Origin of the sequence: Streptomyces sp. NPDC102279, assembly GCF_044766365.1 — a bacterium.
Lineage (GTDB): Bacteria > Actinomycetota > Actinomycetes > Streptomycetales > Streptomycetaceae > Streptomyces.
In genome coordinates, this window is record NZ_JBIWLU010000007.1 from 542,468 (window position 1) to 567,837 (window position 25,370).

Consider the following 25,370-nt stretch of genomic DNA (forward strand, 5'->3'; position numbering starts at 1 on the left):
GGACGCGTGTCTCCTCTTCCGGCCCCTTCAGGCCACTCGGTACTGCTCGTCGCGGGCGTCCGTGAGGAGCATCCGCCCCGGCGCGTGGGTGATCGCGAACGGCGGCCGGGACGCCATCACGGCGGCCTGGGGCGTCACCCCGCAGGCCCAGAACACCGGGATGTCGTCCGGTGCCGCGACCACCGCGTCGCCGAAGTCGGGGCGCGAGAGATCCTCGATCCCCAGCCCCGACGGTTCACCGCAGTGCACCGGACTGCCGTGCACGGCCGGCAGCAGACTGCTCTCCCGGATCGCCGCCGCCAGGTGTTCGGGCGGCACCGGACGCATGGACACCACCATCGGCCCGTGCAGCCGCCCGGCCGGACGGCACTGCCGCGCCGTCACGTACATCGAGACGTTCCGGCCCTGCTCGATGTGACGCATCGGCACGCCCGCCGCGCCCAGCGCCCACTCGAAGGTGAAGCTGCAGCCGATCAGGAAGGACACCAGATCGGGGCGCCAGTGCTCCACCACGTCCGTGGGTTCGGCCACCAACTCGCCGTGCTCCCAGACCCGGTAGCCCGGCAGATCCGTGCGCAGGTCCGCGCCCGTGGCGAGCGGCGTGGTCCAGGAACCGGCGTCGGTGACGTCGAGGACGGGGCACGGCTTCGGATTGCGCTGGCAGAACAGCAGCATCTCGTACGCCCAGTCCGCGGGGACCGAGACGAGGTTCGCCTGCGTGTGACCCGCGGCGACCCCGGCGGTGGGCAGCGACAGCCCCGCGCGAAAGCGCAGGCGTGCCTCGCCGGGGGTCCACGCGTGCGCGTGGGGATCGGCTTGCCGCCCCTCCGGGGAGGAGGCCTGGGCTCGGCCGGGGCTGTGGGCGAGGGCTCGCGGGAGGACCCGGGCGGTGTCGTTCACAGCAGCTCCTTGCCACGCGTCTCGGGGAGTCCGAGCAGGGCCACGGCGGCGAGGGCGTAACCGATCGCGCCGAAGACCAGCGCGCCGCCCACACCCCAGCTGTCGGCCAGGAAGCCGACCGTGGTGGGGAAGACGGCGCCGACGGCCCGCCCCGTGTTGTACGTGAAGCCCTGTCCGGTGCCGCGTACCGCCGCCGGGTACAGCTCGCTGAGGAACGAGCCGAAGCCGCTGAAGATCGCCGACATGCAGAAGCCGAGCGGGAAACCGAGCACCAGGAGAAGGGTGTTGGCCCCGCTCGGGATGTTCGCGTACGTGAGGATGCAGGCCGCGGAGAGGACCGCGAAGAGCAGGATGTTGCGCTTGCGGCCCAGTCGGTCGGTGAGATAGCCGCCGGTGAGGTAGCCGAGGAAGGCTCCCGAGATCAGGAACGTCAGGTAGCCGCCGGTGCCGACGACGGACAGCCCGCGCTCCGACTTCAGATAGGTGGGCACCCAGGTGGCCAGCGTGTAGTAGCCGCCCTGGACACCGGTGGACAACAGGACCGCGAAGAAGGTGGTGCGCAGCAGGCCCGGTGCCTCGGCCGTACCGGGCTTGAAGATGGCGGTGAACGAGCCCTTGTCCGCGCTCTTCTCGCGGACCGCGGTCGCCCCGGGCGCGTCCTGCACCCGCCGCCGGACCCACACCACGAACAGCGCGGGGAGCGCCCCGGTCCAGAACATCACGCGCCAGGCGAGGTCGTCGCCGAGGAACTGGAAGACCAGCGTGTAGACCACCACGGCGAGACCCCAGCCGACGGCCCAGGCGCTCTGGACCGCGCCGAGCGTCCGTCCGCGGTGCCGGGGGCTCGCGTACTCCGCGACGAGGATGGCGCCGACCGCCCACTCGCCGCCGAAACCGAGGCCCTGGAGGGCGCGGAACACCAGCAGCGTCTCGTAGTTGGGCGCGAAGCCGCAGGCGACCGTGAACACCGCGTAGGTGACGACGGTGATCATCAGGGCTCTGACGCGGCCGATCCGGTCGGCGACCACGCCGGCGACGGCGCCGCCGATCGCGGAGACGACCAGGGTGACGGTGGTGAACAGGCCCGTCTGGCCGCTGTCGAGGCCGAAGTACGCGGCCAGGGCGACCATGCTGAGCGGCAGGGTGAAGTAGTCGTAGGAGTCGAGGCCGTAGCCGCCGAACGCGCCGCCGAAAGCACGTCGGCCGTGCGGGCCGAGAGCGCGCAGCCAGCCGAACGCGCCTTCCTGAGCGGTGGGTTCACCCGCGACGGGTGGGGTGTCGGCGGTCAGGGATCGGGACGGAGGGGTCGTGCTCATGGGCACCTCGCAGTGAGGGACGGAGGGTGCTTGAGGACTGGGCCGTGCCGTGCGGAAGCGGTGGGCGCCCCGGCGGTGCGCAGGGGTGGGTCGGTGGGCCGTTCCTGGCGGCTCCTGTTCGACAAGGTAGAGGATCGTTGAACGATCCCTCAATACCCCTGTTGTTTCGTTCCTGCGTCTGCGGTTGAATTCCGGGCATGGCAGAGCTGACGGAACTGGCCGACGACCGAGTCCTGTTGGGGCGCACCAGCACCGCCGAGCGGGTCTCGGACATCCTCAGGACCCGCATCGCCGAGGGCTTCTTCCCGCCCGGGACACGGCTGTCCGAGGACAGCATCGGTGGCGCGCTCGGCGTCTCGCGGAACACGCTGCGGGAGGCGTTCCGGCTGCTCACGCACGAACGGCTGCTGGTGCACGAGCTCAATCGCGGGGTCTTCGTGCGGGTGCTCACCGTCGAGGACGTCGAGGACATCTACCGCACCCGGGCCCTCGTCGAGTGCGCCGTCGTCCGCGGGCTCGGCGATCCCCCGTACGAAGTGGACGGGCTCGCCGCGGCGGTCGCGAAGGGGCGGCGGGCGGCCGGCGAAAGTGACTGGAAAGGGGTGTCCACCGCCAACATCCACTTCCACCGCGAACTGGTCGCCCTGGCCGGCAGCGCCCGCACCGACGAGGTGATGCGCAGCGTCTTCGCCGAACTCCGCCTCGCGTTCCACGTCGTGGACGACCCGCGCCGGCTCCACGAGCCCTACCTGGCCCGCAACCTCCAGATCCTCCGGACGCTCCAGGACGGCGACCGCGACACCGCCGAACACCTCCTCGCGGCCTACCTCACCGACTCCCTGAAGGGCCTCGTGGAGGTGTACGCCCGCCGGGTGGCGGACGGGGGACAGGGGACCGGCTGAGGGGCGGGGACATAGCCAGGCCGGACGAGTCCGGTACGGGACCGGGTCCAGGGCGCCCGGACCGGCGTCTCGCGGTGACCTGCCGCGTGCTCATCGGGCGTGGCCCGAGCCGGACCGCCCCGGCGCTGCTCTCCTCGGCCCGACTCGGAACGGATCCGGCCGGACTCGGGCCCCGCCCGGCCCGGACCGGGATGGAGCGGGGGCGGACGTGGGTGCGAGGGCGGTGGTGAGGGCAAGGACGTGCGCAGGCCGGGGGCGCCGGTCGCTTCTGCGCCGTTTCGACCGTTGTCGGACCGAGGACCTAGTCTGTGCACCGTGACTTCGCCTGCATCGACGGACAGCGTTCCGCCCCAGCTCAGCGCGGGACCGCGCCCGGCTCCGGGTCCGGCCGCCGACGAGGGCCTGGCGCGGCGGCTGCGTGCGCTCGCCTGCACCGCGCCGCTGCACGACCTGGACGTGCGCAAGGCGAACCTCGCGGGCGAGTACACGGTGTACGGCATGGCCGAGGTCGCCCTCGCCGCCATCGACCTCGTCACACTGAACATGGACTTCGACACAGGTGCCGACCACGACCAGATAGTGGCCAGGCTCATCCCGCGCATCGCCGCCCAGGCCCCCCGCCGCCCCGTCGCCGAGCACGAGCGCGTGGCCCGCTGGGTCCTGGAGAACCTGATCAACGTCGGCAGCGTCGACCGGGGCTTCCGCGCCGTGTACGGCACCTTCGCCCCGGACGGCTCGTACGTCCGCCGCGACTACGACTTCAAGCTGATCGAGGAGGTCCCCGGCTACGGGGGCAGCGTCTACCTCCGGACGACCGACGAAGCGGTCAACGTCCTGGTCGGCGCACTCGACACGGACGTCACCAGCGCGCAGATCGCCGCCGAGGTCAAGCTGGAGGTCCTGATCAGCCGTGGCCGGCTGGCCGACGCCCAGCTCGCCGCCGAGCAGGCCCGCTACCGCACCGTGCAGTACGCGGAGACGCTCCGCAGGGCCCTCGACGCGACCCGGCGCAACGTCCGGGCCGTCGACTGGCTCCAGGCCGTCCCCGACATGATCGCCGAGGCCCTGGACCACGTCGCCGACCGGTACCGCCACGAGAACGCGATCCTCACCAACATCCGCAAGGCCCGTGACGAGTCCGAGGACCCCGAGCAGAAGCGCCGCGCCGCCGAGCTGGTGGACATCGTCAAGGACTGCATCCGCCGGCACACCCAGCTCCAGTCCCGCCTCCTCGAGGCGGGACCGCTGTTCCGCGCCGAGCAGGACCGGCAGGCCTTCGGCACGCCCATGACCACCTCGGGCATCGACCTGTACGGACATCTCGTCGCGCCCGTGCTGCCGCTCCCGGTCGAGAGCGCGCTCCGCGTCACCGACGCCTTCTTCGCGCGCGGTACGGGCCTGCGCACCCCCGTCGCCGTCCGCGTCGGGGATCTGGTCGACATCCTGCTCACGCCGCCCCAGGAGCGGGAGCACCTCGGCGCGGAGATGCCCGAGCCCGACCTGATCGCCACACCGGACGACAGCCGTTTCAGCGAGGAGCAGCTGGCCTCCGCCATGGACCTGCTGAACCTGCCCGCCGACGCCCCGCGCCGGCTGTCCGGTCTGCTGGCCGACGCCCGTCGCCGCGACCCCGAACTGCCCTACCTGGTGGCCCTGCTGGCCGTGCACGCCGCGAGCCCGCCGGTCGGCACCGCCTACCGCCAGGGCGAGGAGCGCCTGCTGTTCGCCGTGGACGACGGGACCGAGCTGGACGACCCGGAGTTCGGCGGCGCCGACCTGATCGTGGGCATGGCACTGCTCGACGCGGCCGGGATGAAGGCGGACCGCGCGTGAACACCCCGCCGAAACACCTGCCCCCGCCCGGCGGACCAGCCCGACGGAGCGCCACGGCTCACGTCCGCGTACCTGCCCGTACGCGGCCGAACCCGGTACCTCCCCGCCCGCGCCCCGAACCCGTACGTCCGAACAAGGAGTCCCAGCCGTGACCGAGCACGTCGAGTGGAGTGAACCGGAGGCCGTCGCCGCTCCGGCGACCGCCCCCGTCACCCCTGCCGACGCCGCCGACGCGGCGCGGCTCGTCGCCTTCGGACTCCAGCCCAAGCTGCAGCCCGCCCGCGACCAGGAGTACGCCGAGCTGCTGCGCCGCTACCGCGAGGACCCGCCGTTCGCGCGGCTCGCCGACGCGGTCGCGGCCGGCCTAGGGCTCATCGTCCTGGAGGTGTCCGCGCGCGCGGGAATGGCGGTGACCGCCGCCGAGGACTCGGTCTTCGCCGTCCGCATGGGCGACTACGCGCGCCGTGCCTCGGCCGACTCCGGCGACCGCTTCCTGCACGGCCTCGCCCACCTCGCCGTCGCCGCCATGGCCTTCCCGCGCCCCGAGGACCTCGCGGACGACGGATACATCGGGCGCGTCTCGGTCAACGGTGTCGACGCGTTCGTACGGCAGGCCTGCCGACGACTGGAGGAGCGGGCCGAGGAGACGGGCGAGAACACCGACCCGGCGACGGACGCGCCGGGCCTGGAAGCGGCGTGGCGGATCTGGGCGCGACGCAGCTCCACCGGCGCCACCAAGGACGCCCGAAGACTGGCCGGCTCGACGACCGGCATCATCGCGAAGGCCGTCGCGTTCCTCACCGACTCCGGCTTCCTCCAGCGCACCGGGGACGACGCAGGCGGCACCTACCGGACGACGGCGCGCTACCAGCTCCAGGTCCGCGACATGGCGGGAACCGCCGCGATGGGCGAACTGCTGGAGCTGGGCGTCGTGCCGGTCACCGACGGCACCGCGACCCTGCTGCCCGCCGAGGACACCGACGACATGGAACTGGCGGCCGGAGCCGGACTGCCCTTCCACTCCTGACACGGCCCGCCCGGCCCCCGCCCACGCCCCACCTCCCCTCACGACGACGAGAGTCCGCCGCCATGTACGAGCTGTCCCGGGTCCGCCTCTACTCCATCGGGCCTGCCGGTGCGCGCTACGCCGACACCGTGCTGGACCTGCGCGGAGTCGGCGAGCCCGTGCCCGACCCCGCGCCCACCCAGGCGGAGTTCTTCGCGGAGGAGCCGGTCGGCCCGCCGCGCCGCCCCGCGCCCGCCGGCGTGCTCTTCCTGGAGAACGGCGGCGGCAAGTCGGTCCTGCTCAAGCTGATCTTCTCGGTGATGCTCCCGGGCCACCGCAACACCCTGGGCGGCGCCAGTTCCGGCGTGCTGCGCAAGTTCCTCCTCGCCGACGACTGCGGACACGTCGCCCTGGAGTGGCAGCACACGATCACCGGTGAGTGCGTGGTCGTCGGCAAGGCGAGCGAATGGCGCGGACGCCAGGTCTCCAACGACCCGCGGAAGTTCGCCGAGGCCTGGTACTCCTTCCGGCCCGGCCCCGGACTCAGCCTCGACAACCTGCCCGTCGCCGAGGCCACCGCCGTACGGCCCTTTGCCGAAGGAGCCTCCGGCGCGCAGGGCAGGCGCCGCACCATGAAGGGTTTCCGGGACGCGATCACCGAGGCGGGCAAGGCGTACCCTCACCTGGAGGTCCACTGGGAGGAGATCCACGACCGCTGGAACGAACACCTCGGCGACCTCGGCCTGGACCCCGAACTCTTCCGCTACCAGCGCGAGATGAACGCCGACGAGGGCGAAGCCGCCGGTCTCTTCGCGGTCAAGAAGGACTCCGACTTCACCGATCTGCTGCTGCGCGCGGTCACCGACACCCGCGACACCGACGGACTGGCCGACCTGGTCGGCGGCTTCGGCAACAAGCTCGGACGCCGTGCCGAACTCATCGCCGAGCGCGACTTCACCGCCGGTTCCGTCGACCTGCTGCGACGCATCGTCGACGCCTCCGAGGCACGGGCACGCGCGCGGGACATCCACTCCGGCGCCGAGCGGCGCACCCGGAACCTCGCCCGCCGGCTGTCGGCACGCGCCGTGCGGGAGCGCCTGCGCGCGGGAGAGCTCGCCCAGCAGGTCACCGCGGCCGCGTACGCCGTCACCCATACCGAGGGCGCCCGTGGGCGCAGCGCGCTGATCGCCGCCGAACTCGCCTACCGGCACGCCTCCCTGGCACTCGCAGGAGCGGAGAAGGCGGCAGCGGCGCAGAAGCGGGAGCTGGCCGATGCGCGCACCCTCCACTCCGCCTGGCAGGCCGCCGAGGCCGTGCTGCGGCACCGCGCCGCCGCCGACCGCTCCACGCGTGTGGCCGCCGTGATCCGTGAGGCAGAGCGGGACGCCGCACCCGCCCTCGCCGCCCGCGCCCGCGCCGCCGTCGACCTCGTACGCGCCCTGCACCGGGCCGCCGACGGCGCCGAGTCCCTCGCCAACGAGGAGGAGGAGCGCTCCGCGGGCCTCCAGGAGATCGGTGAGCGCTCGCACGCCGACGCGACGGCGGCCGCCACCGCGGCCCAGCGCGCCCGCAGCGAGGTCGGCCACCTGAAGCAACGCCTCGCCGAGGTCGAACAGGAGACCGCCGAGGCGGTCCGCGCCGGCTGGCTCGACGACAGCGCCCCCGACGCCGACCCGGCCCGCGCCGCCCTGGCCGCCAGCGACGCGGAGAAGACCGCCGTCGCCGGCTGGGACACCGCCCGCGAGGCCTCGCGGCGCGCCGCCGACCACGCGCGCGAGGCCGCGTCCGCCGAGTCCCGTGCCGAACTGACGGCAGCCCGCGCGGCGGACGCGGCGACGGCCGCCGAGGGCTCGTACGCGGTGGAGTGCCGCACCGCCGAGGCCCTCGCGGAGGAGGAGCGGCTCGCGGAGCTGCTCGGCCTGCCGCGCGCCGGCACCCGTGCCGCCGTGCCCCAGCCCCGACGCGACGAGGAGACCGACGGCACCGCCGGCCTCGCCGACGGCGCACCGCTGACGCCCGAACAACTCGACCAGTACGCCGACGACCTGCGCGCGCTCCTCGACGACGGCGTCGCCTCCGCCGAGCGCCACCTCTTCGAGCTGCGCACCGCGGCGGCCGACGACGCGCGCATCCTCGGAGCGCTCGGCGACGGCGGCCTGCTGCCCCCCGGCCCGGACGTGCTCGCCACCGTCGAGTACCTCGGCGAACACGGCATCCCCGCCCTGCCCGGCTGGCGTTACCTCGCCCAGGCCGTCGACCCCGTCGACCACGCGCGCGTGCTCGCCGCCCGCCCCGAACTCGTCGACGGCGTGATCATCACCGACCCGGACACCCACGCCCGGGCCCGCGAGGCGCTCGGTGAAGCCGCCCTGCTGCCGCGCTCGGCGGTCGCCGTCGGTACGGCAGCCGCCCTGCTCGCCCCCACCCCGGCCGACGACGGGCAGGACGGCGGCGTCTTCCTCGTACCGCCGAACCCGGCCATGCACGACGAGCACGCGGCCGACGAGGAGCGCCAGGCGCTGCGGGCCCGCACGGGTCTGCGGGACGAGGAGATCCGTACGCTCGCCGCCCGCCTCGGCAAGGACCGGGAACTGGCGGCACGGCTCGCGTCCTGGCGCACCGGCTGCCCGGCCGGACGGCTCGTCGAACTGGCCTCGACCGCCGCGGAGGCGCGAGCCTTCGCCGAGGAGGCCGAGGCCGAACTGACCGAGGCACGAACCGTCCGGACGGAGGCCGACGAGACCGCGGGCGACGCCGCCCACGTACGCGACGAGCGGCAGGAGGCCGCGCAGAAGGCCCGGCGCGCCGCCGACGCCCTCGCCGGACTCGCCTTCCGGCTCCGCGAACGCGCCGGCTGGCAGGTCCGGGTCCGCGAACTCGCCGACGAGGCGGCCGAGTCCGAGGCCCGCGCGCAGGAGTGCCTGGAGCGCGCCCGCGCCGCCGACGAGGACCGCCGTGCCACCCAGCGCGCCGCCGACGACGCCCGCCGCACGGCCCGCGCCCTGCGGGCCGAGCGTGCGGAGATCGCGGGCGCACCGGACGACGTGTCGCAGGACGACACGGCCGCGCAGTCCTCGCTCCCGGCCCTGCGGGAGGCCTACCGGGCCGCGTCGCAGCTCTACGAGAAGGTCGGCGTGGGCGCCGACCTGCGGGCCGAGCAGGCGCGCGCCGAGAGCGACGAGAGCGCGGCCCTCGCCGATCTGGACCGCCTCAGCAACAAGGTCCGCACCCGCGCGGCCCAGCTCCTGGAGTCGCCCGACGGATCCGACGGCCCCTCCCGGCAGGCCGCCGCCGCGCGCGCGGACGAGTTGGTGCAGCTGCTGGAGACCCGGATGTCCACCGCGAGCGAGCAGCTCGGGCGGCTGCGCGGCGAGGCGGAGAGGCACGCGCCCGAGGAGGGCGACGCGCACACCGAGCTGGCCGAGGACCTCGTGCCCCGCGACGCCGAGCACGCCCAGGCCCTGCTCCGCACCGCGACGAACGAACTCGCCACCCGTGCCGAGGCGTTGGAGCGGGCGCGGGACGCGCACGGCGAGTTCCTCGGTGCCCACCGGTCGGCCGAGGACGCGGCCGGCGGTTTCGACGAGACGTCCGCCCTGCTCAGGGACCTCCTCCGGGAACACTCAGACGAAGAGCAGGAGGAGTCCGAGCCCTATCCCGGGAGCCTCGAAGAGGCACGCCACTCCGCCGCCGAGAGCCGTCGCTCGCTGCGCGGCTGCGCCGCCGACCTGAGCGCCGCCGATGCCGCCGTCCGCGAGGCCTGCGACATCCTCGTCCGGCACGCCAACTCCACCCGCTACGAGCAGGTGCGGACCCCCGCGCGGCAGCAGATCCGTGAGCTTCCCGCCTCCTCGCTGCCCGAGCACGCGCACAAGTGGGCGGACGCGTTCGCGCCCCGACTGCGCGTGCTGACCGACGAGTTGGAGCAGCTGGAGCGCAACCGGGACTCGATCGTGGACCGGCTGCGGGGACTGGTGGAGTCCTCCCTCGCCACCCTGCGGTCCGCGCAGCGGCTGTCCCGGCTCCCGGAAGGTCTCGGTGAGTGGTCCGGGCAGGAGTTCCTGCGCATCCGGTTCGAGGAGCCCGACCAGGCCACCCTCACCGAGCGGCTCGGCGAGGTCGTCGACGAGGCCACCCGCGCCGCGGTCAAGAAGAACTCCGACATGCGGCGCGACGGCATGTCCCTGCTGCTGCGCGGGGTCGGCGCCGCACTCCAGCCCCGGGGCGTCGCCGTCGAGATCCTCAAGCCGGACGCCGTCCTGCGCGCCGAACGCGTTCCCGTCGGGCAGATGGGCGATGTCTTCTCCGGAGGTCAGCTGCTCACCGCCGCCATCGCGCTGTACTGCACGATGGCGGCTCTGCGCAGCAACGACCGCGGCCGGGACAAGCACCGGCACGCCGGCACCCTCTTCCTCGACAACCCCATCGGCCGCGCCAACGCGACCTATCTGCTGGAGCTCCAGCGGGCCGTGTCGGACGCGCTCGGCGTCCAACTCCTCTACACCACCGGCTTGTTCGACACGACCGCGCTCGCCGAGTTCCCGCTCGTGATCCGCCTGCGCAACGACGCGGACCTGCGCGCAGGACTGAAGTACATCAGCGTGGAGGAACACCTCCGGCCGGGACTCCCGAAGGAGGCCCCGGCCGGCGAGGCCGGGCACACCGAGATCACCGCGACGCGGATGTTCAAGCGGCCGGCGCCGGTCGCCCCGTAGGGATCCGGCTCGGCGAGCCGCCGGACCGGTCACGGCCGGTCCGGCGGCTCCCCGGGCGGCTGCCGTTCCCTCAGGGGCCCGTCCGCGCGTCCTCCTTCACGAGGTCGGCGCACTTCTCGCCGATCATCATCGTGGTGATGCACGGGTTCACGGAGATCAGATCCGGCATCGCCGATCCGTCCGCGACCCGAAGACCCGTGACCCCCTTGACCCGCAGCCGGGGGTCGAGCGGGGCCGACGGGTCGTCGTCCGCGCCCATCTTCACGGTGCAGGACGGGTGGTAGACGGTGTTGTGGGTCTTGTGGATGTAGTCCAGCAGCTCGTCGTCGGAGCGGACGTCAGGGCCCGGTGCCAGCTCGGCGCCCGCCCAGCCGCTCAGCGCGGGCTGCGCGGCGATGCGCCGGGCCAGCTTCAGTCCGTACGTCATGACGCGCACGTCGTGTTCGTGCGTGAAGTAGCGCGGGTCGACCATCGGCTTGTCCCGGTAGTCGCGGGTGCGCAGCCGCACCGTGCCGCGCGACTTGGCGCGCGTCACGTTCGGAGTGAGGCAGAACGCGTTCTCCGACGTGGGGAAACCGTGCCGGGCGGTGTTCATGTCGAACGGCACCGAGCCGTAGTGGAACATCAGGTCCGGCCGGTCCAGGCCCGGTTCGGTGTCGTAGAAGATCCCCGCCTCCCACCACTGGCTGGACTTGGTGGGCATGGGCCGGCGGGCCTCCCACATGATGACGCCCTCGGGATGGTCCTGGAGGTTCTCGCCGACCCCCGCCGCGTCGACGACCACCTCCACACCGACCTCGCGCAGATGCGTCGCGGGCCCGATCCCCGACAGCATCAACAGCTTCGGGGTGTCGACCGAACCGCAGGACACGATCACCTCGCGGCGGGCCCTCACCGTCCGGGTGTGGACCAGATCCGGGTCGAGATACTCCGCTCCCACACATTTTCGCCCCTCCAGGACCAGCTTCTTCGCCCGCACGCCCGTCCGCACCGAGAGGTTCGGCCGCCTGCCCATGACCGGGTGGAGGTACGCCACCGACGAGGACTGCCGGATGTTGTTCTCGTCGGAGTTGATCTGGAACCAGTTGGCTCCCCGGACCACCGTCCTTCCGCTGTTGAACGGGGTCGTCGGGATGCCCTCCTGCGCGCACGCCTCCAACAGGGCGGCGCCGCACGGGTCCTCGCCCTTGAGCGTGCGCAGCTTCACCGGCCCGGTGCGGCCGTGGTGATCGCCGGGGGCGTCGTTCGACTCCAGCCGCCGGTACAGCGGGAAGAGATCGGCGGAACCCCAGCCCGTACAGCCCGCTGCGGCCCAGTCGTCCAGGTCCTCCGCCGGAGCCCAGAAGGCGATGCACGAATTGTGCGACGAACAGCCGCCGAGCACCTTGGCCCGGGCGTGCCGCATGAAGCTGTTGCCGCTGGCCTGCGGTTCGACCGGGTAGTCCCAGTCGTAGCCGGATTCCAGCAGACCCATCCAGCGGTCCAGTCTGAGGATGTCGTCGTCACCGACGTCGCTGGGGCCGGCCTCCAGGACGCACACGGTGACGGACGGATCCTCGGACAGCCGGGCCGCTACCACGTTGCCGGCGGTGCCACCGCCGACCACGACATAGTCGAACTCATCGATGCTCATGCGCTGTTGCCCTCCTTCAGTCGGCTGCCGGGGCGGTGAGCGGGGCCGTCGGCGCGGGTTCCGGCCGGTGCGAGTCGAGAACACCGGTGCGGTGCCGCTGGACGAACCAGTAGTAGGCGAAGCCCCCGCCGGCGATGACCGCCACGAACAGCACCGCGCCCCAGCGCAGGTACCAGTGGAACGGCGCCGCCGCGTTGTACACCTCGGCGCGCGGCCAGATCAGGTTGACCGTCATGGCCGCGCCCCACACCACGGCCACGATGTTCACGAGCAGACCCCACCGGCCCAGCGAGAACCTACCCTCGCCCGCCGGCTGCCACCGGCCGCGCAGCCGGGCCACCAGCATCGGCGCGGTCACCCCGAGATAGGCGAGGTAGATCATGACGATGCCGATGCTGGTGACCACGGTGAAGATCTGCGGCTGGCGGATGTTCACGACGAGGATCGCCACCGCCAGGATCCCGATGACCACCGCGGGCAGCACCGGGGTCCGAAAGCGCGGACTGACCCGGGCCATCAGGGACGACGCGGGCAGGTTGTTGTCCCGGGACATCGCGAAGGCCAGCCGGATCGCCGCCGTGTGCACCGCGAGAGCGCACACCGTGACCGCGATCAGCACGCACCACAGCATCGCCTTGCCGGCCGTCGGACCGAGCACGTCGAGCACCACGAACTGCAGCCCGTCCGTGGACAGCTTCTCGCCCTTCAGGCTGGACACGCTCATCAGCGCGAGCAGCAGGACCAGACCGCCGAGGACGAACGAGGCCACGATGGCGCGGATGATGGCGCGCGGCGCGTTGCGCGAGGGATCCAGCGACTCCTCACCGAGCGAAGCTGCCGTGTCGAACCCGTACATGACGTACGCCGAGGCCAGCGAGGCCACCAGGAAGGCGCCCAGGTACCCCGTCGAGTGACCGGCGCCCGTGCCCGCCGTCTCCGTGACCACCTGGGGACCTCGGGTGATGTGGACGGCGAACAGCACGATGAGGACGACGGTGGCGACCAGCTCGATGAACACGCCCGCGCTGTTGATGGTGGCCATCAGCTTCACGCCGAAGGCGTTCACCAGGGTCGTGAACAGGATGAGCACCGTGGCCAGCACCACCGCGTTCGTCGCGACGTCGTACTTCCCGGTGCCGTCGCCGACGAACTGGAAGACGTCCGAGATCTGCGGGAGCGTCAGCTGGTAGGCCAGCGCCACCGCCGAGATCGACACGATGGAGGCGATGAGCATCATCCAGCCGGCCAACCAGCCCAGATGCGGATTGCCTATCCTCTTCGACCAGTTGTAGACGGAACCGGCGACGGGATAGCGCGCGGCCAGCTCCGCGAAGCAGAGCGCGACCATGAACTGGCCGATGAAGACCATCGGCCAGGACCACCAGTAGGCGGGGCCCCCGCTGCCGTAGCCGAAGTAGAAGAGCTGGAAGGTGCCGGTGAGGATGGAGATGTAGCTGATGCCGGCGGCGAAGGTGTGGAAGCTGCCGAGGGTGCGCTTCAGCTCGGGTCTGTAGCCGAACTCGGCGAGTTCGGCGTCGTCGTGCTGCGGTCCGGTCGGTTGCTCGGTGGTGGACATGAGCGGACTCCAGGTGGTCCTGGGGGCGGGGTGAGGGAGCGGCCTGAGCGGGTGCCGGGTTCCTTGAGGGGCTGGTTCGCGGGTGCCATGTCCACGGGGTGCGCCGGGGCCGAACGGAGCCGCCCCCGGCGGTCGGGTCAGCCGAACCAGCCTTGCGGGGAGGGATCGGTGTTGCGCCAGATGTGCTTGGTCTCGCGGTACTCGGCCAGACCCGACGGGCCGAGTTCGCGCCCGGATCCGGACTGCTTGAACCCACCCCACTCGGCCTGCGGGACATAGGGGTGGAAGTCGTTGATCCACACCGTGCCGACGCGCAGCCGGGCCGCGACCCGCTGCGCCTTCGCCTCGTCGGTGCTGAACACCGCGCCGGCGAGACCGTAGATCGTGTCGTTGGCGAGCCGCACCGCCTCGGCCTCGCCGCTGAAGCGCTCCACCGTGAGCACGGGCCCGAACGACTCCTCCCGCACCACGGACATGTCACCGCTGCACTCGTCCAGCACCGTCGGTGGATAGTAGAAGCCCTCATCGAGCCCGGGACCGGTCGGACGCACGCCTCCGCAACGCAGCACGGCTCCCTCGGCCAGCCCCCGGGCGACGTACGCCTCGACCTTCTCGCGGTGCGCCGCAGAGATCAGCGGCCCGGTCTGCGCCCGCTCGTCGAAGGGCCCGCCCAGTCTGATCCGGGAGGCGCGCCGGACGACCTCGTCGACGAACCGGTCGTGCAGCCCGTCCTCGACCAGCAGCCGCGCGCCGGCCGAGCACACCTGCCCCGAGTGCAGGAAGACCGCCGTCAGCGCCATGTCGACGGCCGTCTCGAAGTCGGCGTCGGCGAAGACGATGTTGGGGTTCTTGCCGCCGAGTTCGAGTGCGACCTTCTTGACCGTCCCGGCGGCCGCGGCCATCAGCGCGCGCCCGGTCGCCAGGCCTCCGGTGAAGGAGACGAGGTCGACGTCCGGATGGTCTGCCAGCGGGGCGCCCGCCTCGGGGCCCGCGCCCAGCACCAGGTTGGCGACGCCCGGTGGAACACCCGCCTCCTCCAGGAGCCGCATCAGATGGATCGCCGTGTGCGGGGTCAGCTCGCTCGGCTTGAGGACGAAGGTGTTGCCCGCGGCGAGCGCCGGAGCGACCTTCCAGGCCGTCTGCAGGAGCGGGTAGTTCCAGGGGGTGATCAGCGCGCAGACCCCGACGGGTTCGTACACGACACGGCTGTCGACACTCGGCGTGCCCGTCTCGACGACCCGGCCGGCCTCGGCGGTGGCCTGCCGTCCGAAGTAGCGGAAGCAGTTCGCGATGTCGTCGATGTCGTACTCGCTCTCGACGAGCCGCTTGCCGGTGTCCAGCGACTCGGCACGGGCGAGGGCGTCCTTGTCGCGGACGAGGAGGTCGGCGACGCGCAACAGCAGATCTCCGCGGTCGGCCGCCGGGGTCGTCGGCCAGGGCCCCTCGTCGAAGGCACGGCGCGCGGCGGCGATCGCCTCCACCGTGTCCTTGCCGCCCGCCTCGTCGACGACGCCGACCGGCGAGCCGTCGGCGGGACAGCGGATCTCCCGGGTGCGCTCGTCGAGTGCGCCGCGCCAGCCACCGTCGATGTACAGGTCAGGCACGTGGGCCTCCCAGTCGTGCGATCAACCACTCGTGGAAGATCCCGATGTGATGCTCGGTCGGGACCAGCACACCACCGTTGCGATAGGCCCGCGACGCCATCGCCGGCTGGGTCCGCTCGCACGCCTCGAAATCCTGCTCGTTCACCCGGTGGAACAACTCCACCGACTTGGACAGGTCCGCGCCGGACTCGACGACCTCGGGGGCGTAGAGCCAGTCGCACTCGACGACGGTACGGTCCTCGGCGAGCGGGAACATGCGGTGCAGGATGACATGGTCCGGGACCAGATTGACGAAGACCGTCGGTTTCACCGTGATCGCGTAGTAGCGGCGGTCCTGCTCGTCCGCGACGGCGGGCAGCCTGGCGAACCCCTCGCTGCCGTCGACCGTGAACCCCCTGATCTCCTCGCCGAACGCGGCGCCGTGCCCCACGTAGTACTGCGCGGCGTACCCCTCGGCGAACTCCGGCAGTACCTCGGTCAGTTCCGGATGGATCGTCGCGCAGTGGTAGCACTCCATGAAGTTCTCGACGATCAGCTTCCAGTTCGCCCGCACGTCGTACGTGACGCGCCGGCCGAGCGCGAGGTGCTCGGTGCCGTAGTGCTCGACGGCCGCGGCCGTGCCGAGCCGCTCCACGGCCGCTCCCATCACCGTCTCCTCGAAGGAGGGCGGTTCGGCGGCCAGACACACCCAGGCGTAGCCCAGCCACTCGCGCAGCGCCACCTTGACCAGTCCGTACGCGACGCGGTCGACGTCCGGCATCTTCACCAGGTTCGGGGCGGCCACCAGCCGGCCGTCGAGATCGTACGTCCAGGCGTGGTAGGGGCATTGGAGGTTGCGCCGCACCTCGCCCGAGTCCTCGGTGCACAACCGGGCGCCCCGGTGCCGGCAGATGTTGAGGAACGCGCGCAGCTCGCCCGTGCGGGAGCGGGTCACGAGCACGCTCTCGCGGCCGACCTGCACGGTGCGGAAGGCTCCCGGCCTCGCGAGGTCCCCGGAGCGGACCGCGCAGAACCACATCGACTCGAAGAGCCGCTCCTGCTCCTGGCGGAAGATCTCCGGGTCCGTGTAGTACCGCCCGGGGAGGGTGGCGATGAGGCTGGGGGAGAGCGGGGACGGGGAGGCGGGGATCGTCGTCACGGGCGTGCTCCTCAGGCGGGCGCGGCGGCGAGGCGGTGGGGGTCGAACAGGCCGATGGGATGCTCGGTCGAGCCGTCCAGGGCGAGGTCGGCGAGGATCTCGCCGACGACCGGCACGAACTTGAAACCGTGCCCGGAGAAACCGCAGGCCACGGTGACCGACTCCGGATGCGCGGGATGACGCGCGATGACGAAGTGCTCGTCGGGGGTGTTGGAGTACATGCAGGTGGAGGCCTTCAGGAAGGTGCCGGGCAGGTCGGGGATGCAGCGCGACATCCGGTCCGTCATGGCCCGGATCTCGTCCTCGTGCACCGTCCGGTCGATGTCCTCGGGGGTGCATTCGACACCCCTTCGGAAGAACGCGACCTTGGCGCCCAACTCCGGTCCGTCGATGGCGGGGAAGCCGTACACCTGGACGCCGGCCGCGTCCTCCCAGATGTAGATCGGGTGCCTCTCGGGCACGAACGGGCCGGTCCCGCCGCGGGGCTGGAACCAGTACATGATCTGCCGCTCGATCCGGAAGGGCACTCCGAGGTCGGTGAGCAGCCGAGGAGCCCACGCGCCCGGGCAGACGACGAGTTGACCGGCCGTGTACGTGTTCTCGGCCGTGTGCACGCGGACGCCGTCCCGGTACGGCTCCCAGCGGGTCATCGGCTCGTCGAAGTGCAGGTCGGCGCCCCGCCGGGTGGCGAGCTGGAGGTGCGCGGCGACCGTGTTCTCCGGGCGGACCAGTCCGGCCCGGGCCTCGAACAGCGCCACCTCGTCGTCGCGCGGGTTCAGGGTGGGGAAGCGGCGCCTGATCTCCGCCGCGTCCAGCATCTCGTGGGGCAGGTCCCATTGCCGCGCCGACAGGAGGGAACCCGCGACGGTCCGCGACTCGGGCGGCCCCACCATCACGCCGCCGCAGAGGGTGGCGATGTCACGGCCGGTGGCCCGCTCCAGGTCGTCGTACAGCTCGTAGGCGCGCAGCAGCAGCGGGACGTACGCCGGGTCCTCGAAGTAGGACTGGCGGGTGACGCGTGAACCGCCGTGGCTGGAGCCCCGGTTGTGCACGGGGCCGAACTTCTCCAGCCCGAGCACGCGGGCGCCGCGGGCGGAGAGGTGGTGGGCGGCGGCGCTGCCCATACCGCCGAGACCGATCACGATCACGTCGTACGTGGGGGACATGGGGCCTCCTCGATCCTTTTGTCCGGCTCTTGCCTCTTCATCGGATTCAACGGCGGATTCGGTTCATCTCCGGATCGAAGAGCGGTTCGTCGCGGACGGTGGCGGGGATCTTCTCGCCGAAGTAGTCGACGTGGACGCCCGTTCCGGCGGGCAGCGCGGGCAGCCAGGCGTAGGCCACGCAGCGGCCCAGCGTGTAGCCGTAAGCGGCGCTGGTGACGTAGCCGGCGGGGGCGCCGTCGACGTGGACGGGTTCCTTGCCGAGGACGACGGCTGCCGGGTCGTCGAGGAGGAGTGCGGTGAGCCGGCGAGCCGGTGTCCGCGCGGCCGGTCCCTGGAGGGCCTCCTGGCCGACGAATGCGTCCTTGTCCATGCGGACGGCGAAGCCGAGACCCGCCTCGTAGGGGTTGTGCTCGTCGGTCATGTCGGTGCCCCAGGCCCGGTAGCCCTTCTCCAGGCGGAGCGAGTTGAAGGCGGAGCGTCCGGCGGCGATCAGGCCGTGCGGCCGGCCCGCCTCCCAGAGCGTGTCCCAGAGCCGGAGTCCCAGGTCGGCGGTCGTGTACAGCTCCCAGCCCAGCTCTCCGACATAGCTCAACCGCATCGCGGTGACGGGGACATGGCCGATGTACGTCTCCTTCGCGCGGAAGTAGCCGAAGCCCTCGTGCGAGAAGTCGTCGCGGGTCAGCGGCTGGACGAGGTCCCGGGCGAGCGGCCCCCACACCCCGACGCAACAGGTGCCGGACGTGATGTCCCTGATGTGCACGTCCCGCGGGGCGTGGCGCAGGAACCGGTCCAGGTCGGCGGGGGAGTTGGCGCCCACCTGGAACCGGTCGGGGGCCAGCCGGGCGACGGTGAGGTCGGAGCACACACCGCCCGACCCGTCGAGGAGCAGGGTGTAGGTGACCGCGCCGGGTTTCTTGCGGAGGTTGTTGGAGGTCATGCGCTGGAGGAAGGCGAGGGCACCGGGGCCGGTGACTTCAAGGCGGCGCAGCGGGGTCATGTCGTAGAGGGCGACCTTCTCGCGGGTGGCCCTCGCCTCCGCAGCGGCGACGGGGGACCAGTGGCGGGCCGCCCAGGCGTCGCGCTCGGGCAGCGGGCCGAGGGAATCGACGAGCGGGGCGTTCGCCTCGTACCAGTGCGGGCGTTCCCAGCCGCCGCCCTCCAGGAAGTAGGCGCCGAGCTGCTCCTGCCGGGCGTGGAACGGGCTGACGCGCAGCGGGCGCGGGTGCTCCATCGGCTGAAGGGGGTGCAGGATGTCGTACACCTCGACGAACTGCTGTGAACCGCGCTCACGGACGTACGCCGGTGAACGCTGTACGTCCTCGAATCGCGTCACGTCGCACTCGTGCAGGTCGAGGGAGGCCCGTCCGTCGACCATCCATTCGGCGACCGCCTTCGCCACCCCGGCCGAGTGCGTGACCCACACGGCCTCCGCCAGCCAGAATCCGCGGAGTTGCCGGGACTCTCCGAGGAGGGGCATGCCGTCCGGGGTGAAGGAGAAGACGCCGTTGAAACCTTCCTCGATCTCCGTCCCCCGCAGCGCGGGCAGCAGACGGCGGCAGTCTTCCCAGCTCGGTGCCCAGTCCTCCTCGGTGAACGGGTACGAGGACGGCATCTGCATGCCGCGCTCTCGTGCCGCGTCGTAGGGAAGCACCGCGAACGGGTCGACCGGCAGGGGCCGGTGGGCGTAGCTGCCGATGCCGATGCGGTCGTGGTGCTCGCGGAAGTAGAGGTCGCGGTCCTGGAATCGGAGGATGGGCTTCGAGGCCTCCGCCGACGCTCCGGTCAGGTCGGGGAGCGGCCGCGTCCTCGCGTACTGGTGCGCGAGCGGCTGCAGGGGTACGTCGACGCCGGCCATGCGGCCGATGACGGGACCCCAGAAGCCGGCCGCGGACACGACGTGATCGGCGGGGAACGTGCCCCGGTCGGTGACGACCCCGGTGACCCTGCCGTCCGCCTGTTCGATCCCGGTGACCGTGTGGCGGTCGAGGAAACGGGCTCCTCTTCCGGTGGCGCGGGCCAGTTGGGCGCGGGCCGCGAGGACGGCGCGGGCGAGTCCGTCGTCCGGGGTGTGGAAGCCGCCGAGGACGACCGACCGGTCGATGAGCGGCCAGAGTTCCTCGCACCGGTCGGCGCCGACGATCTCGCCGCGGATGCCCCACGCGGTGGCGTAACCGGCCCTGCGATGCAGTTCGGCCAGACGCTCGGGGGTGGTGGCGAGTTCGAGGCCGCCCACCCGGTCGAAGCAGGAGACGCCGTCGACCTGGAGCGAGGAGAACTTCTCGACCGTGTACCGCGCGAACGCGGCGAGCGTCCTGGAGGGGCTGGTCTGGAACACCAGGCCCGGTGCGTGCGAGGTGGAACCGCCAGGGGCGGGCAGCGGGCCCTGTTCGAGAACGGTGACGTCGGTCCAGCCTCGGGCGGTCAGCTCGTCGGCGAGGGAACAGCCGACGATGCCGGCGCCGATGACGACGACGCGGGGACGGAGTGCGGGAGTGCTGGACATGCCCCTCCTTGCCGGGTGGGGAAGTGGAAGCGCTCAGTTGGCGGGGGAGTCGAACCGTCAGGGAGCGAGGACGGGTTCGCCGTGTACGGGCGTCGACGACGACGAGTGCTCCGGTCCCGTCACAGGACCACCACGGAGCGGAGGACCTCACCCCGGTGCATCTTCGTGAACGCCTCCTCGACCTGGTCGAGCGCGATCGTCTCGCTCACGAACGCGTTCAGGTCGAGCAACCCGTACAGGTACTGGGCGATGAGGAACGGGAAGTCGCGGCTGGGCAGGCAGTCCCCGTACCAGGAGGACTTCAGGGAGCCGCCGCGCGAGAACAGGTCGATCAGCGGAAGATCGACCGTCATCCCGGGATCGGGGACGCCGACCTGGACGAGCACACCGGCGTGGTCACGCATGTAGAAGGCCTGTTTGTACGTCTCCGGTCGGCCCACCGCGTCGATGGCGACGTCGACCCCGAAGCCGTCGGTCAGCGCCCGGACTGCCTCGACCGGGTCGGTTCCGCGCGAATTGACCGTGTGAGTGGCGCCGAACCTCTCCGCCAGGTCGAGCTTCCTGTCGTCGATGTCCACGGCGATGACCTTCATCGCGCCGTTCAGGCAGGCGCCCGCGATGGCCGCGTTGCCCACGCCGCCGCACCCGATGACGGCGACGGTGTCACCGCGCCCGACGTTGCCGGTGTTGACCGCGGCGCCGTACCCGGCCATCACCCCGCAGCCGATCAGCCCCGCCGCCTCCGGCCGTGCCGCGGGATCCACCTTCACCGCCTGTCCGGCGGCGACCAGGGTCTTCTCGGCGAAGGCCCCGATCCCGAGGGCGTTGCTCAACGGCGTGCCGTCGAGGAGGGTCATCGGCTGGGTGGCGTTGCGCGAGTCGAAGCAGTACCAGGGGCGGCCACGGCGACAGGAACGACACGTGCCGCAGGGCGCGCGCCAGGCGAGGACCACGTAGTCGCCGGGTGCCGGCTCGACGACACCCGGGCCGACGGCCGCGATCGTTCCCGCGGCCTCATGGCCCAGGAGGAACGGGAACTCGTCGTTGATCGCGCCCTCCCGGTAGTGCAGATCCGTGTGGCAGACCCCGCACGCCTGGACGTCGACGAGCACCTCGCCCGGCCCCGGATCCGGAACGACGATCGTCCGCACCTCGACGGGTGCGCCCTTCTTCACAGCGACTACGGCACGGACCTCGTGGGGCACGATGGCTCCTCTGCTGTTGCGCATTGCACGATGGGTTGCGTGATGAGGAACATCTTGAGAACGCCGCCAGGGGGCCGTCAAGAGGTGGGAGTTAACCCTTGGCAAAAGGAACGGGAGCCCCGAAACGCTGCGGACACACAACGACGCGGGGCCGGATTTCCCGGCCCCGCGTCACCGATCCAGGGTCCTGCTCGCGCTCGGGCCCCGACCCTCAACTCCCTTGGGTGGCTCGCCTACCAGCCGGCCGACGCGCACCACGCCGCCCCGGAGCACCGGACCGCCCCGAGCGCCTCAGAAGCCGTACCCCATCCGACGGGACAACTCGGCCCCCGCTGCCACCGTCCGCTTCGACAGCTCCGGCAGCCGGTCCGCGTTCATCCGGTACACCGGCCCGGACACGCTGATGGCGGCGATCACCTTGCCGTCGTGTGCCCGCACCGGAGCCGCGACGCCGGCGAGCCCCAACTCCAGCTCCTCCAGCGTGAGCCCGTACCCCTGCTCGATCACGGCCTCCAATTCGCCGCGCAGCGTGGACGGCCCGGTGATCGTGCGCTCCGTGAAGCGTGGCAGGGTCCGCGCCAGCAGACCTTCCCGCAGCGTGGGCGGCATGTGTGCGAGCAGCACCTTTCCGCTGGACGTCGCGTGCAGCGGGGTGCGTCTGCCCAGCCAGTTCTGCGCGGTGACCGACGCGGTGCCGCGGGCCTGCATGATGTTGACCGCCGCGTCGTCGTCGAGCACCGCGATGTTGGCGGTCTCGCCCAGCTCGTCGGCGAGTTCGCGGCAGACCGGCACTCCCTCCTGGGAGATGTCGAGGCGCACCGCCGCCGCTCCCGCGAGCCGCAGTACGGCGGCTCCCAGGTAGTACTTTCCCCGGTCCTTGGCCTGCGCGACCAGGCCGCGGTTCTCCAGGACCCCGAGCAGACGGAAGGCCGTGGACTTGTGCACGTCCAGTTTCTCGGCGATCTCGGTGACGCCCGCCTCGCCGAGCCGGGCGAGGATCTCCAGCACGCTCACGGCGCGGTCCACCGACTGGACGGCGCTGCCCGCGCCCCGGCCGCTCCGCTTCTCGGGTGTGTCCTCGGTCCGTTCAGCCTGCTTCTGCGTGCGGGTCATAGGTCAACTCTCACCACCTGACGGCCCGGTTTGGGCCGCATCTGCGGGAAGCCCTTGACGTGACGGGACCCCCGCGCGGATTCTGTTGCGCATAGCGCTCCCTCATGCGCCATGCGAAACATCATGTTACCGAAGCGTCCGGAACCGGGAAGGTTCCCGACGCCCCTGGACCTGAGAGGTCGCGGACGAACCGTCCGGACCGAGAGGGGGGCCCATGATTCCCGTCTGCCGCCTTGAAGACCTCCCCGTCGGCGGATCCGTCCGTGTCGGGACCTCACCACCGGTCGCCGTGTTCAACGCCGACGGTGAGCTGTACGCCATCGACGACACCTGCACCCACCAGGACGCCTCCCTCTCGGAGGGGTGGCTGGAAGGCCGTCTGATCGAATGCCCGCTGCACGCGGCCTCGTTCGACCTCCGCACCGGTCTGCCGACGTGCCTCCCCGCGCGCCGCCCGGTCCGTACCCACCGCGTCACCATCGACGACGGGATCATCCACGTCCACCTCGCCGCGGAGGAGGGCACCGCCGCATGAAGGCCGAACTCCCCGCCGGCACGTGTCCCGCCCGGCCGGGGAGCGGTGTCGAAGCGGACAGCCTCCCTCGTGAACTCCCCAGGCATGACCTGCCCGAGCGTGAACTCCCCCAATACAGGCGGCTCTGATGAGGACCGTGACCGTCGTGGGTGCCTCCCTCTCCGGCCTGTACGCCGCCCGCGAGCTGCGCGCCCAGGGCTTCGACGGGCGACTCGTGATCGTCGGCGACGAACCCCACCTCCCCTACGACAGACCACCCCTCTCCAAGGACTTCCTCATCGGCCGCGCCGACGAGGACCGACTCGCCCTCACCGACGCCGAGGAGAGCGCGGAACTCGACGCCACATGGCTCCTCGGCGTCCGCGCCCGCGGCCTCCACCCGCGAAGCCGCGCCGTCGTCCTCGACGACGGCCGAACCGTCCCCACGGACGGCGTGGTCATCGCCACCGGAGCCTCCGCCCGACGCCTGTCCGGCGACCGCCTCCCCGGCGTGCACACGCTGCGGACCCTTGACGATGCCCGCGTCCTGCGTGCCGAACTCACCGTGGGTCCGCGCCGTGTGGTGGTCATCGGCGGCGGCTTCGTCGGTGCCGAGACCGCGTCCTCCTGCACAGCCCTCGGCCACGCCGTCACCGTTGTCGAGGCCGCCCCGCTGCCTCTCGTGCCTCAACTCGGCCCGGAAATGGCGGCCGTGTGCGCCGCACTCCACCGGCGCGCAGGCACCCGTCTCGTGACCGGAACGGCGGTCGCCGGGTTCCGGGTGGGCGGACCCGCTCCCGGCGCCGTGACCGGAGTGGACCTGCGCGACGGCCGAGTGCTGCCGGCCGAAGTCGTGATCGTCGGGATCGGGGCCGTCCCGAACACCGGCTGGCTGGCCGACTCCGGGCTTCGTCTCCAGGACGGCGTGGTCTGTGACGACGGCTGCGTGACCGCCCTCGCGAACGTGGTCGCCGTCGGCGACGTCGCCCGGGTGGGTGGCAGCCGTGCCGAGCACTGGACCTCCGCCACCGAACAACCCCGCGCCGCAGTGGCCAACCTGCTCGCCGGACGCACGATCGAGACCGCACGTCCGCTGCCCTACTTCTGGTCCGACCAGTACGGGGCGCGCATCCAGTTCGCCGGACGACGTCATCCGGCGGACACGGTCCGCATCGTCGAAGGCGACCTCGACGACGGCGCACCCGCCGCGGGCGGATTCCTCGCCCTGTACGAGCGAGGAAACCGCACGACGGCAGTGCTCTCGGTGGACCGACCCCGCCCTTTCACGCGCGTCCGTCGCGAACTCGCCCGCACCGCCGACCCGGTGGAGCCGGCGGCCCTGTGAGAACCGGCCTCCGGCCCCCTACGAGTGCGACAGCTGCCCGGCCCCGCCCCGCCTGCGTATCCGCTCCTGTGCCCGCGCCGAGACCCGGGCGTGACGCTGGGCCTTGCGACGCTCGCGCCGCAGCGCCCGCGCGGTGCTGCTCGGCTCCGACACCACACCGTGCCGCTGGTTCCACACCTGCCGGGTCACCCAGACGTCCAGGGCCGCCCAGGTGGCCACGACCGTGCTGGCCACGCTGCTCAGGACCATCGGGAAAGCGAGCCACGACGCCGTCACCGTGCACAGGAAGGCCACGACCGCCTGAGTCAGCGTCACCGAGATGATGACCACCGCCCGCACCGCCGACGTACGCACCGGATCGGGCAACCGACGCCTGCGCGCGGGCTCCTCGATCCACAGCGGCCGGTAGTACGCCCGTGCCTCGTCCTCTTCTTCGTATGCGTCCGTGACGGCGCCCTTCTCGTCGGACCGGCCGTGCCCGTCCCGAGCCGACCGCCGGGCTCCCGCCCGGTCCCGCTCACCCGTCGCCGCTCGCAGCCGGTCCCGCTGATCGCGCGCAACCGCCGGTATGTCGCGATCCGGTGCCTGCGGGGCCGGTTGTGCCGCCTCGCGCGTCGCAACCTGCGCCTCGAGTGTCCCGCTCCGCTCCGCCGTGCTCATCAACTCGTCACTCCCCACCGCCCAGCAGCCATCTCGCACGAGTGTCTTGCAACACCCGCTCCCCAGTGGCTGCCCGGCTTGCGCTCTTTTACGCCGCCTGAGTGCGTCATGCGGCGCCTGTGGCCGATTCCGCCCTCAACTCCCGTACATAAAGACGAACGACCTGCGTCGAAGATTCCCGGCGAGCGAAGAATTCCGGCCAACTGACCAAGTTTATTCCTTCGCCGTGATCCGGCCTCAC

At 72.0% G+C, this 25,370-nt stretch carries 17 protein-coding genes; 6 read left to right on the forward strand and 11 right to left on the reverse strand.

Annotated elements, in window-relative coordinates:
• Nucleotides 1-27: 27 nt before the first annotated feature.
• Both ACIRQH_RS21060 and ACIRQH_RS21065 read right to left on the reverse strand, forming a co-directional pair.
• Nucleotides 28-774, reverse strand: coding sequence for a putative hydro-lyase (locus ACIRQH_RS21060; protein WP_388876410.1), 747 nt, complete (start codon nucleotides 772-774; stop codon nucleotides 28-30).
• Between the two features lie 122 nt (nucleotides 775-896).
• The gene (locus ACIRQH_RS21065) at nucleotides 897-2,216 is read right to left on the reverse strand and encodes an MFS transporter (RefSeq protein WP_388876262.1); all 1,320 of its coding nucleotides are present in this window, start codon (nucleotides 2,214-2,216) and stop codon (nucleotides 897-899) included.
• Between the two features lie 197 nt (nucleotides 2,217-2,413).
• Between ACIRQH_RS21065 and ACIRQH_RS21070 the strand changes: the two genes are divergently transcribed.
• The 4 genes from ACIRQH_RS21070 to ACIRQH_RS21085 all read left to right on the forward strand — a co-directional run bounded on the left by ACIRQH_RS21070 (nucleotide 2,414) and on the right by ACIRQH_RS21085 (nucleotide 10,672).
• Nucleotides 2,414-3,118, forward strand: coding sequence for a GntR family transcriptional regulator (locus ACIRQH_RS21070; RefSeq protein ID WP_388876259.1), 705 nt, complete (start codon nucleotides 2,414-2,416; stop codon nucleotides 3,116-3,118).
• 315 nt (nucleotides 3,119-3,433) lie between these two features.
• Entirely contained in the window at nucleotides 3,434-4,951 is a 1,518-nt protein-coding gene (locus ACIRQH_RS21075) for a hypothetical protein (protein ID WP_358821023.1), read from the forward strand.
• A 148-nt stretch (nucleotides 4,952-5,099) separates the two neighbouring features.
• The gene (locus ACIRQH_RS21080) at nucleotides 5,100-5,978 is read left to right on the forward strand and encodes a hypothetical protein (protein WP_388876256.1); all 879 of its coding nucleotides are present in this window, start codon (nucleotides 5,100-5,102) and stop codon (nucleotides 5,976-5,978) included.
• 62 nt (nucleotides 5,979-6,040) lie between these two features.
• A complete protein-coding gene (locus tag ACIRQH_RS21085; protein ID WP_388876254.1) occupies nucleotides 6,041-10,672 on the forward strand; it encodes a hypothetical protein in 4,632 nt (1,543 codons plus the stop codon).
• Between the two features lie 70 nt (nucleotides 10,673-10,742).
• On the opposite strand, the gene ACIRQH_RS21090 is transcribed toward ACIRQH_RS21085, so the two are convergent.
• From ACIRQH_RS21090 to ACIRQH_RS21125, 8 genes are all read right to left on the reverse strand, one after another.
• Nucleotides 10,743-12,305, reverse strand: a complete 1,563-nt coding sequence (locus tag ACIRQH_RS21090; protein WP_404226784.1) for a GMC family oxidoreductase — start codon at nucleotides 12,303-12,305, stop codon at nucleotides 10,743-10,745.
• A 16-nt stretch (nucleotides 12,306-12,321) separates the two neighbouring features.
• Complete coding sequence (locus tag ACIRQH_RS21095) at nucleotides 12,322-13,881, reverse strand: APC family permease (protein ID WP_404226785.1); 1,560 nt, start codon at nucleotides 13,879-13,881, stop codon at nucleotides 12,322-12,324.
• Nucleotides 13,882-14,018: 137 nt separating this feature from the next.
• On the reverse strand, nucleotides 14,019-15,485 hold the full coding sequence (locus ACIRQH_RS21100; protein ID WP_358821028.1) for an aldehyde dehydrogenase family protein: 1,467 nt from the start codon (nucleotides 15,483-15,485) through the stop codon (nucleotides 14,019-14,021).
• The gene (locus tag ACIRQH_RS21105; RefSeq protein WP_388876241.1) at nucleotides 15,478-16,623 is read right to left on the reverse strand and encodes an aromatic ring-hydroxylating dioxygenase subunit alpha; all 1,146 of its coding nucleotides are present in this window, start codon (nucleotides 16,621-16,623) and stop codon (nucleotides 15,478-15,480) included. The genes ACIRQH_RS21100 and ACIRQH_RS21105 overlap by 8 nt, the downstream gene beginning before the upstream one ends.
• Before the next feature lie 11 nt (nucleotides 16,624-16,634).
• A complete protein-coding gene (gene solA / locus ACIRQH_RS21110) occupies nucleotides 16,635-17,789 on the reverse strand; it encodes an N-methyl-L-tryptophan oxidase (protein WP_388876238.1) in 1,155 nt (384 codons plus the stop codon).
• Between the two features lie 46 nt (nucleotides 17,790-17,835).
• Nucleotides 17,836-20,292 carry an FAD-dependent oxidoreductase gene (locus tag ACIRQH_RS21115; protein WP_404226786.1) on the reverse strand — a complete coding sequence of 819 codons (2,457 nt, stop codon included), beginning with the start codon at nucleotides 20,290-20,292 and terminating at the stop codon, nucleotides 17,836-17,838.
• 119 nt (nucleotides 20,293-20,411) lie between these two features.
• On the reverse strand, nucleotides 20,412-21,497 hold the full coding sequence (locus ACIRQH_RS21120) for an S-(hydroxymethyl)mycothiol dehydrogenase (protein WP_404226798.1): 1,086 nt from the start codon (nucleotides 21,495-21,497) through the stop codon (nucleotides 20,412-20,414).
• A 291-nt stretch (nucleotides 21,498-21,788) separates the two neighbouring features.
• The gene (locus ACIRQH_RS21125) at nucleotides 21,789-22,610 is read right to left on the reverse strand and encodes an IclR family transcriptional regulator (protein ID WP_388876232.1); all 822 of its coding nucleotides are present in this window, start codon (nucleotides 22,608-22,610) and stop codon (nucleotides 21,789-21,791) included.
• 214 nt (nucleotides 22,611-22,824) lie between these two features.
• Between ACIRQH_RS21125 and ACIRQH_RS21130 the strand changes: the two genes are divergently transcribed.
• Entirely contained in the window at nucleotides 22,825-23,145 is a 321-nt protein-coding gene (locus ACIRQH_RS21130; protein WP_388930472.1) for a bifunctional 3-phenylpropionate/cinnamic acid dioxygenase ferredoxin subunit, read from the forward strand.
• Between the two features lie 127 nt (nucleotides 23,146-23,272).
• Nucleotides 23,273-24,469: an NAD(P)/FAD-dependent oxidoreductase gene (locus tag ACIRQH_RS21135; protein ID WP_388876229.1), complete on the forward strand. Its 1,197-nt coding sequence runs from the start codon at nucleotides 23,273-23,275 to the stop codon at nucleotides 24,467-24,469.
• Between the two features lie 18 nt (nucleotides 24,470-24,487).
• Here the strand turns inward: ACIRQH_RS21135 and ACIRQH_RS21140 are convergent, their stop codons facing one another.
• The gene (locus ACIRQH_RS21140; protein WP_388876226.1) at nucleotides 24,488-25,129 is read right to left on the reverse strand and encodes a hypothetical protein; all 642 of its coding nucleotides are present in this window, start codon (nucleotides 25,127-25,129) and stop codon (nucleotides 24,488-24,490) included.
• Nucleotides 25,130-25,370 lie beyond the last annotated feature (241 nt).

Bases quoted from the DNA above. Each gene is read 5' to 3' on its own strand.
- ACIRQH_RS21085 (WP_388876254.1), top strand. From the start codon at position 6,041: ATGTACGAGCTGTCCCGGGTCCGCCTCTACTCCATCGGGCCTGCCGGT.
- ACIRQH_RS21135 (WP_388876229.1), top strand. From the start codon at position 23,273: ATGAGGACCGTGACCGTCGTGGGTGCCTCCCTCTCCGGCCTGTACGCC.
- ACIRQH_RS21125 (WP_388876232.1), bottom strand. From the start codon at position 22,610: ATGACCCGCACGCAGAAGCAGGCTGAACGGACCGAGGACACACCCGAG.
- ACIRQH_RS21095 (WP_404226785.1), bottom strand. From the start codon at position 13,881: ATGTCCACCACCGAGCAACCGACCGGACCGCAGCACGACGACGCCGAA.
- ACIRQH_RS21140 (WP_388876226.1), bottom strand. From the start codon at position 25,129: ATGAGCACGGCGGAGCGGAGCGGGACACTCGAGGCGCAGGTTGCGACG.
- ACIRQH_RS21065 (WP_388876262.1), bottom strand. From the start codon at position 2,216: ATGAGCACGACCCCTCCGTCCCGATCCCTGACCGCCGACACCCCACCC.
- ACIRQH_RS21130 (WP_388930472.1), top strand. From the start codon at position 22,825: ATGATTCCCGTCTGCCGCCTTGAAGACCTCCCCGTCGGCGGATCCGTC.
- ACIRQH_RS21090 (WP_404226784.1), bottom strand. From the start codon at position 12,305: ATGAGCATCGATGAGTTCGACTATGTCGTGGTCGGCGGTGGCACCGCC.
- ACIRQH_RS21115 (WP_404226786.1), bottom strand. From the start codon at position 20,292: ATGTCCAGCACTCCCGCACTCCGTCCCCGCGTCGTCGTCATCGGCGCC.
- solA (WP_388876238.1), bottom strand. From the start codon at position 17,789: ATGTCCCCCACGTACGACGTGATCGTGATCGGTCTCGGCGGTATGGGC.
- ACIRQH_RS21070 (WP_388876259.1), top strand. From the start codon at position 2,414: ATGGCAGAGCTGACGGAACTGGCCGACGACCGAGTCCTGTTGGGGCGC.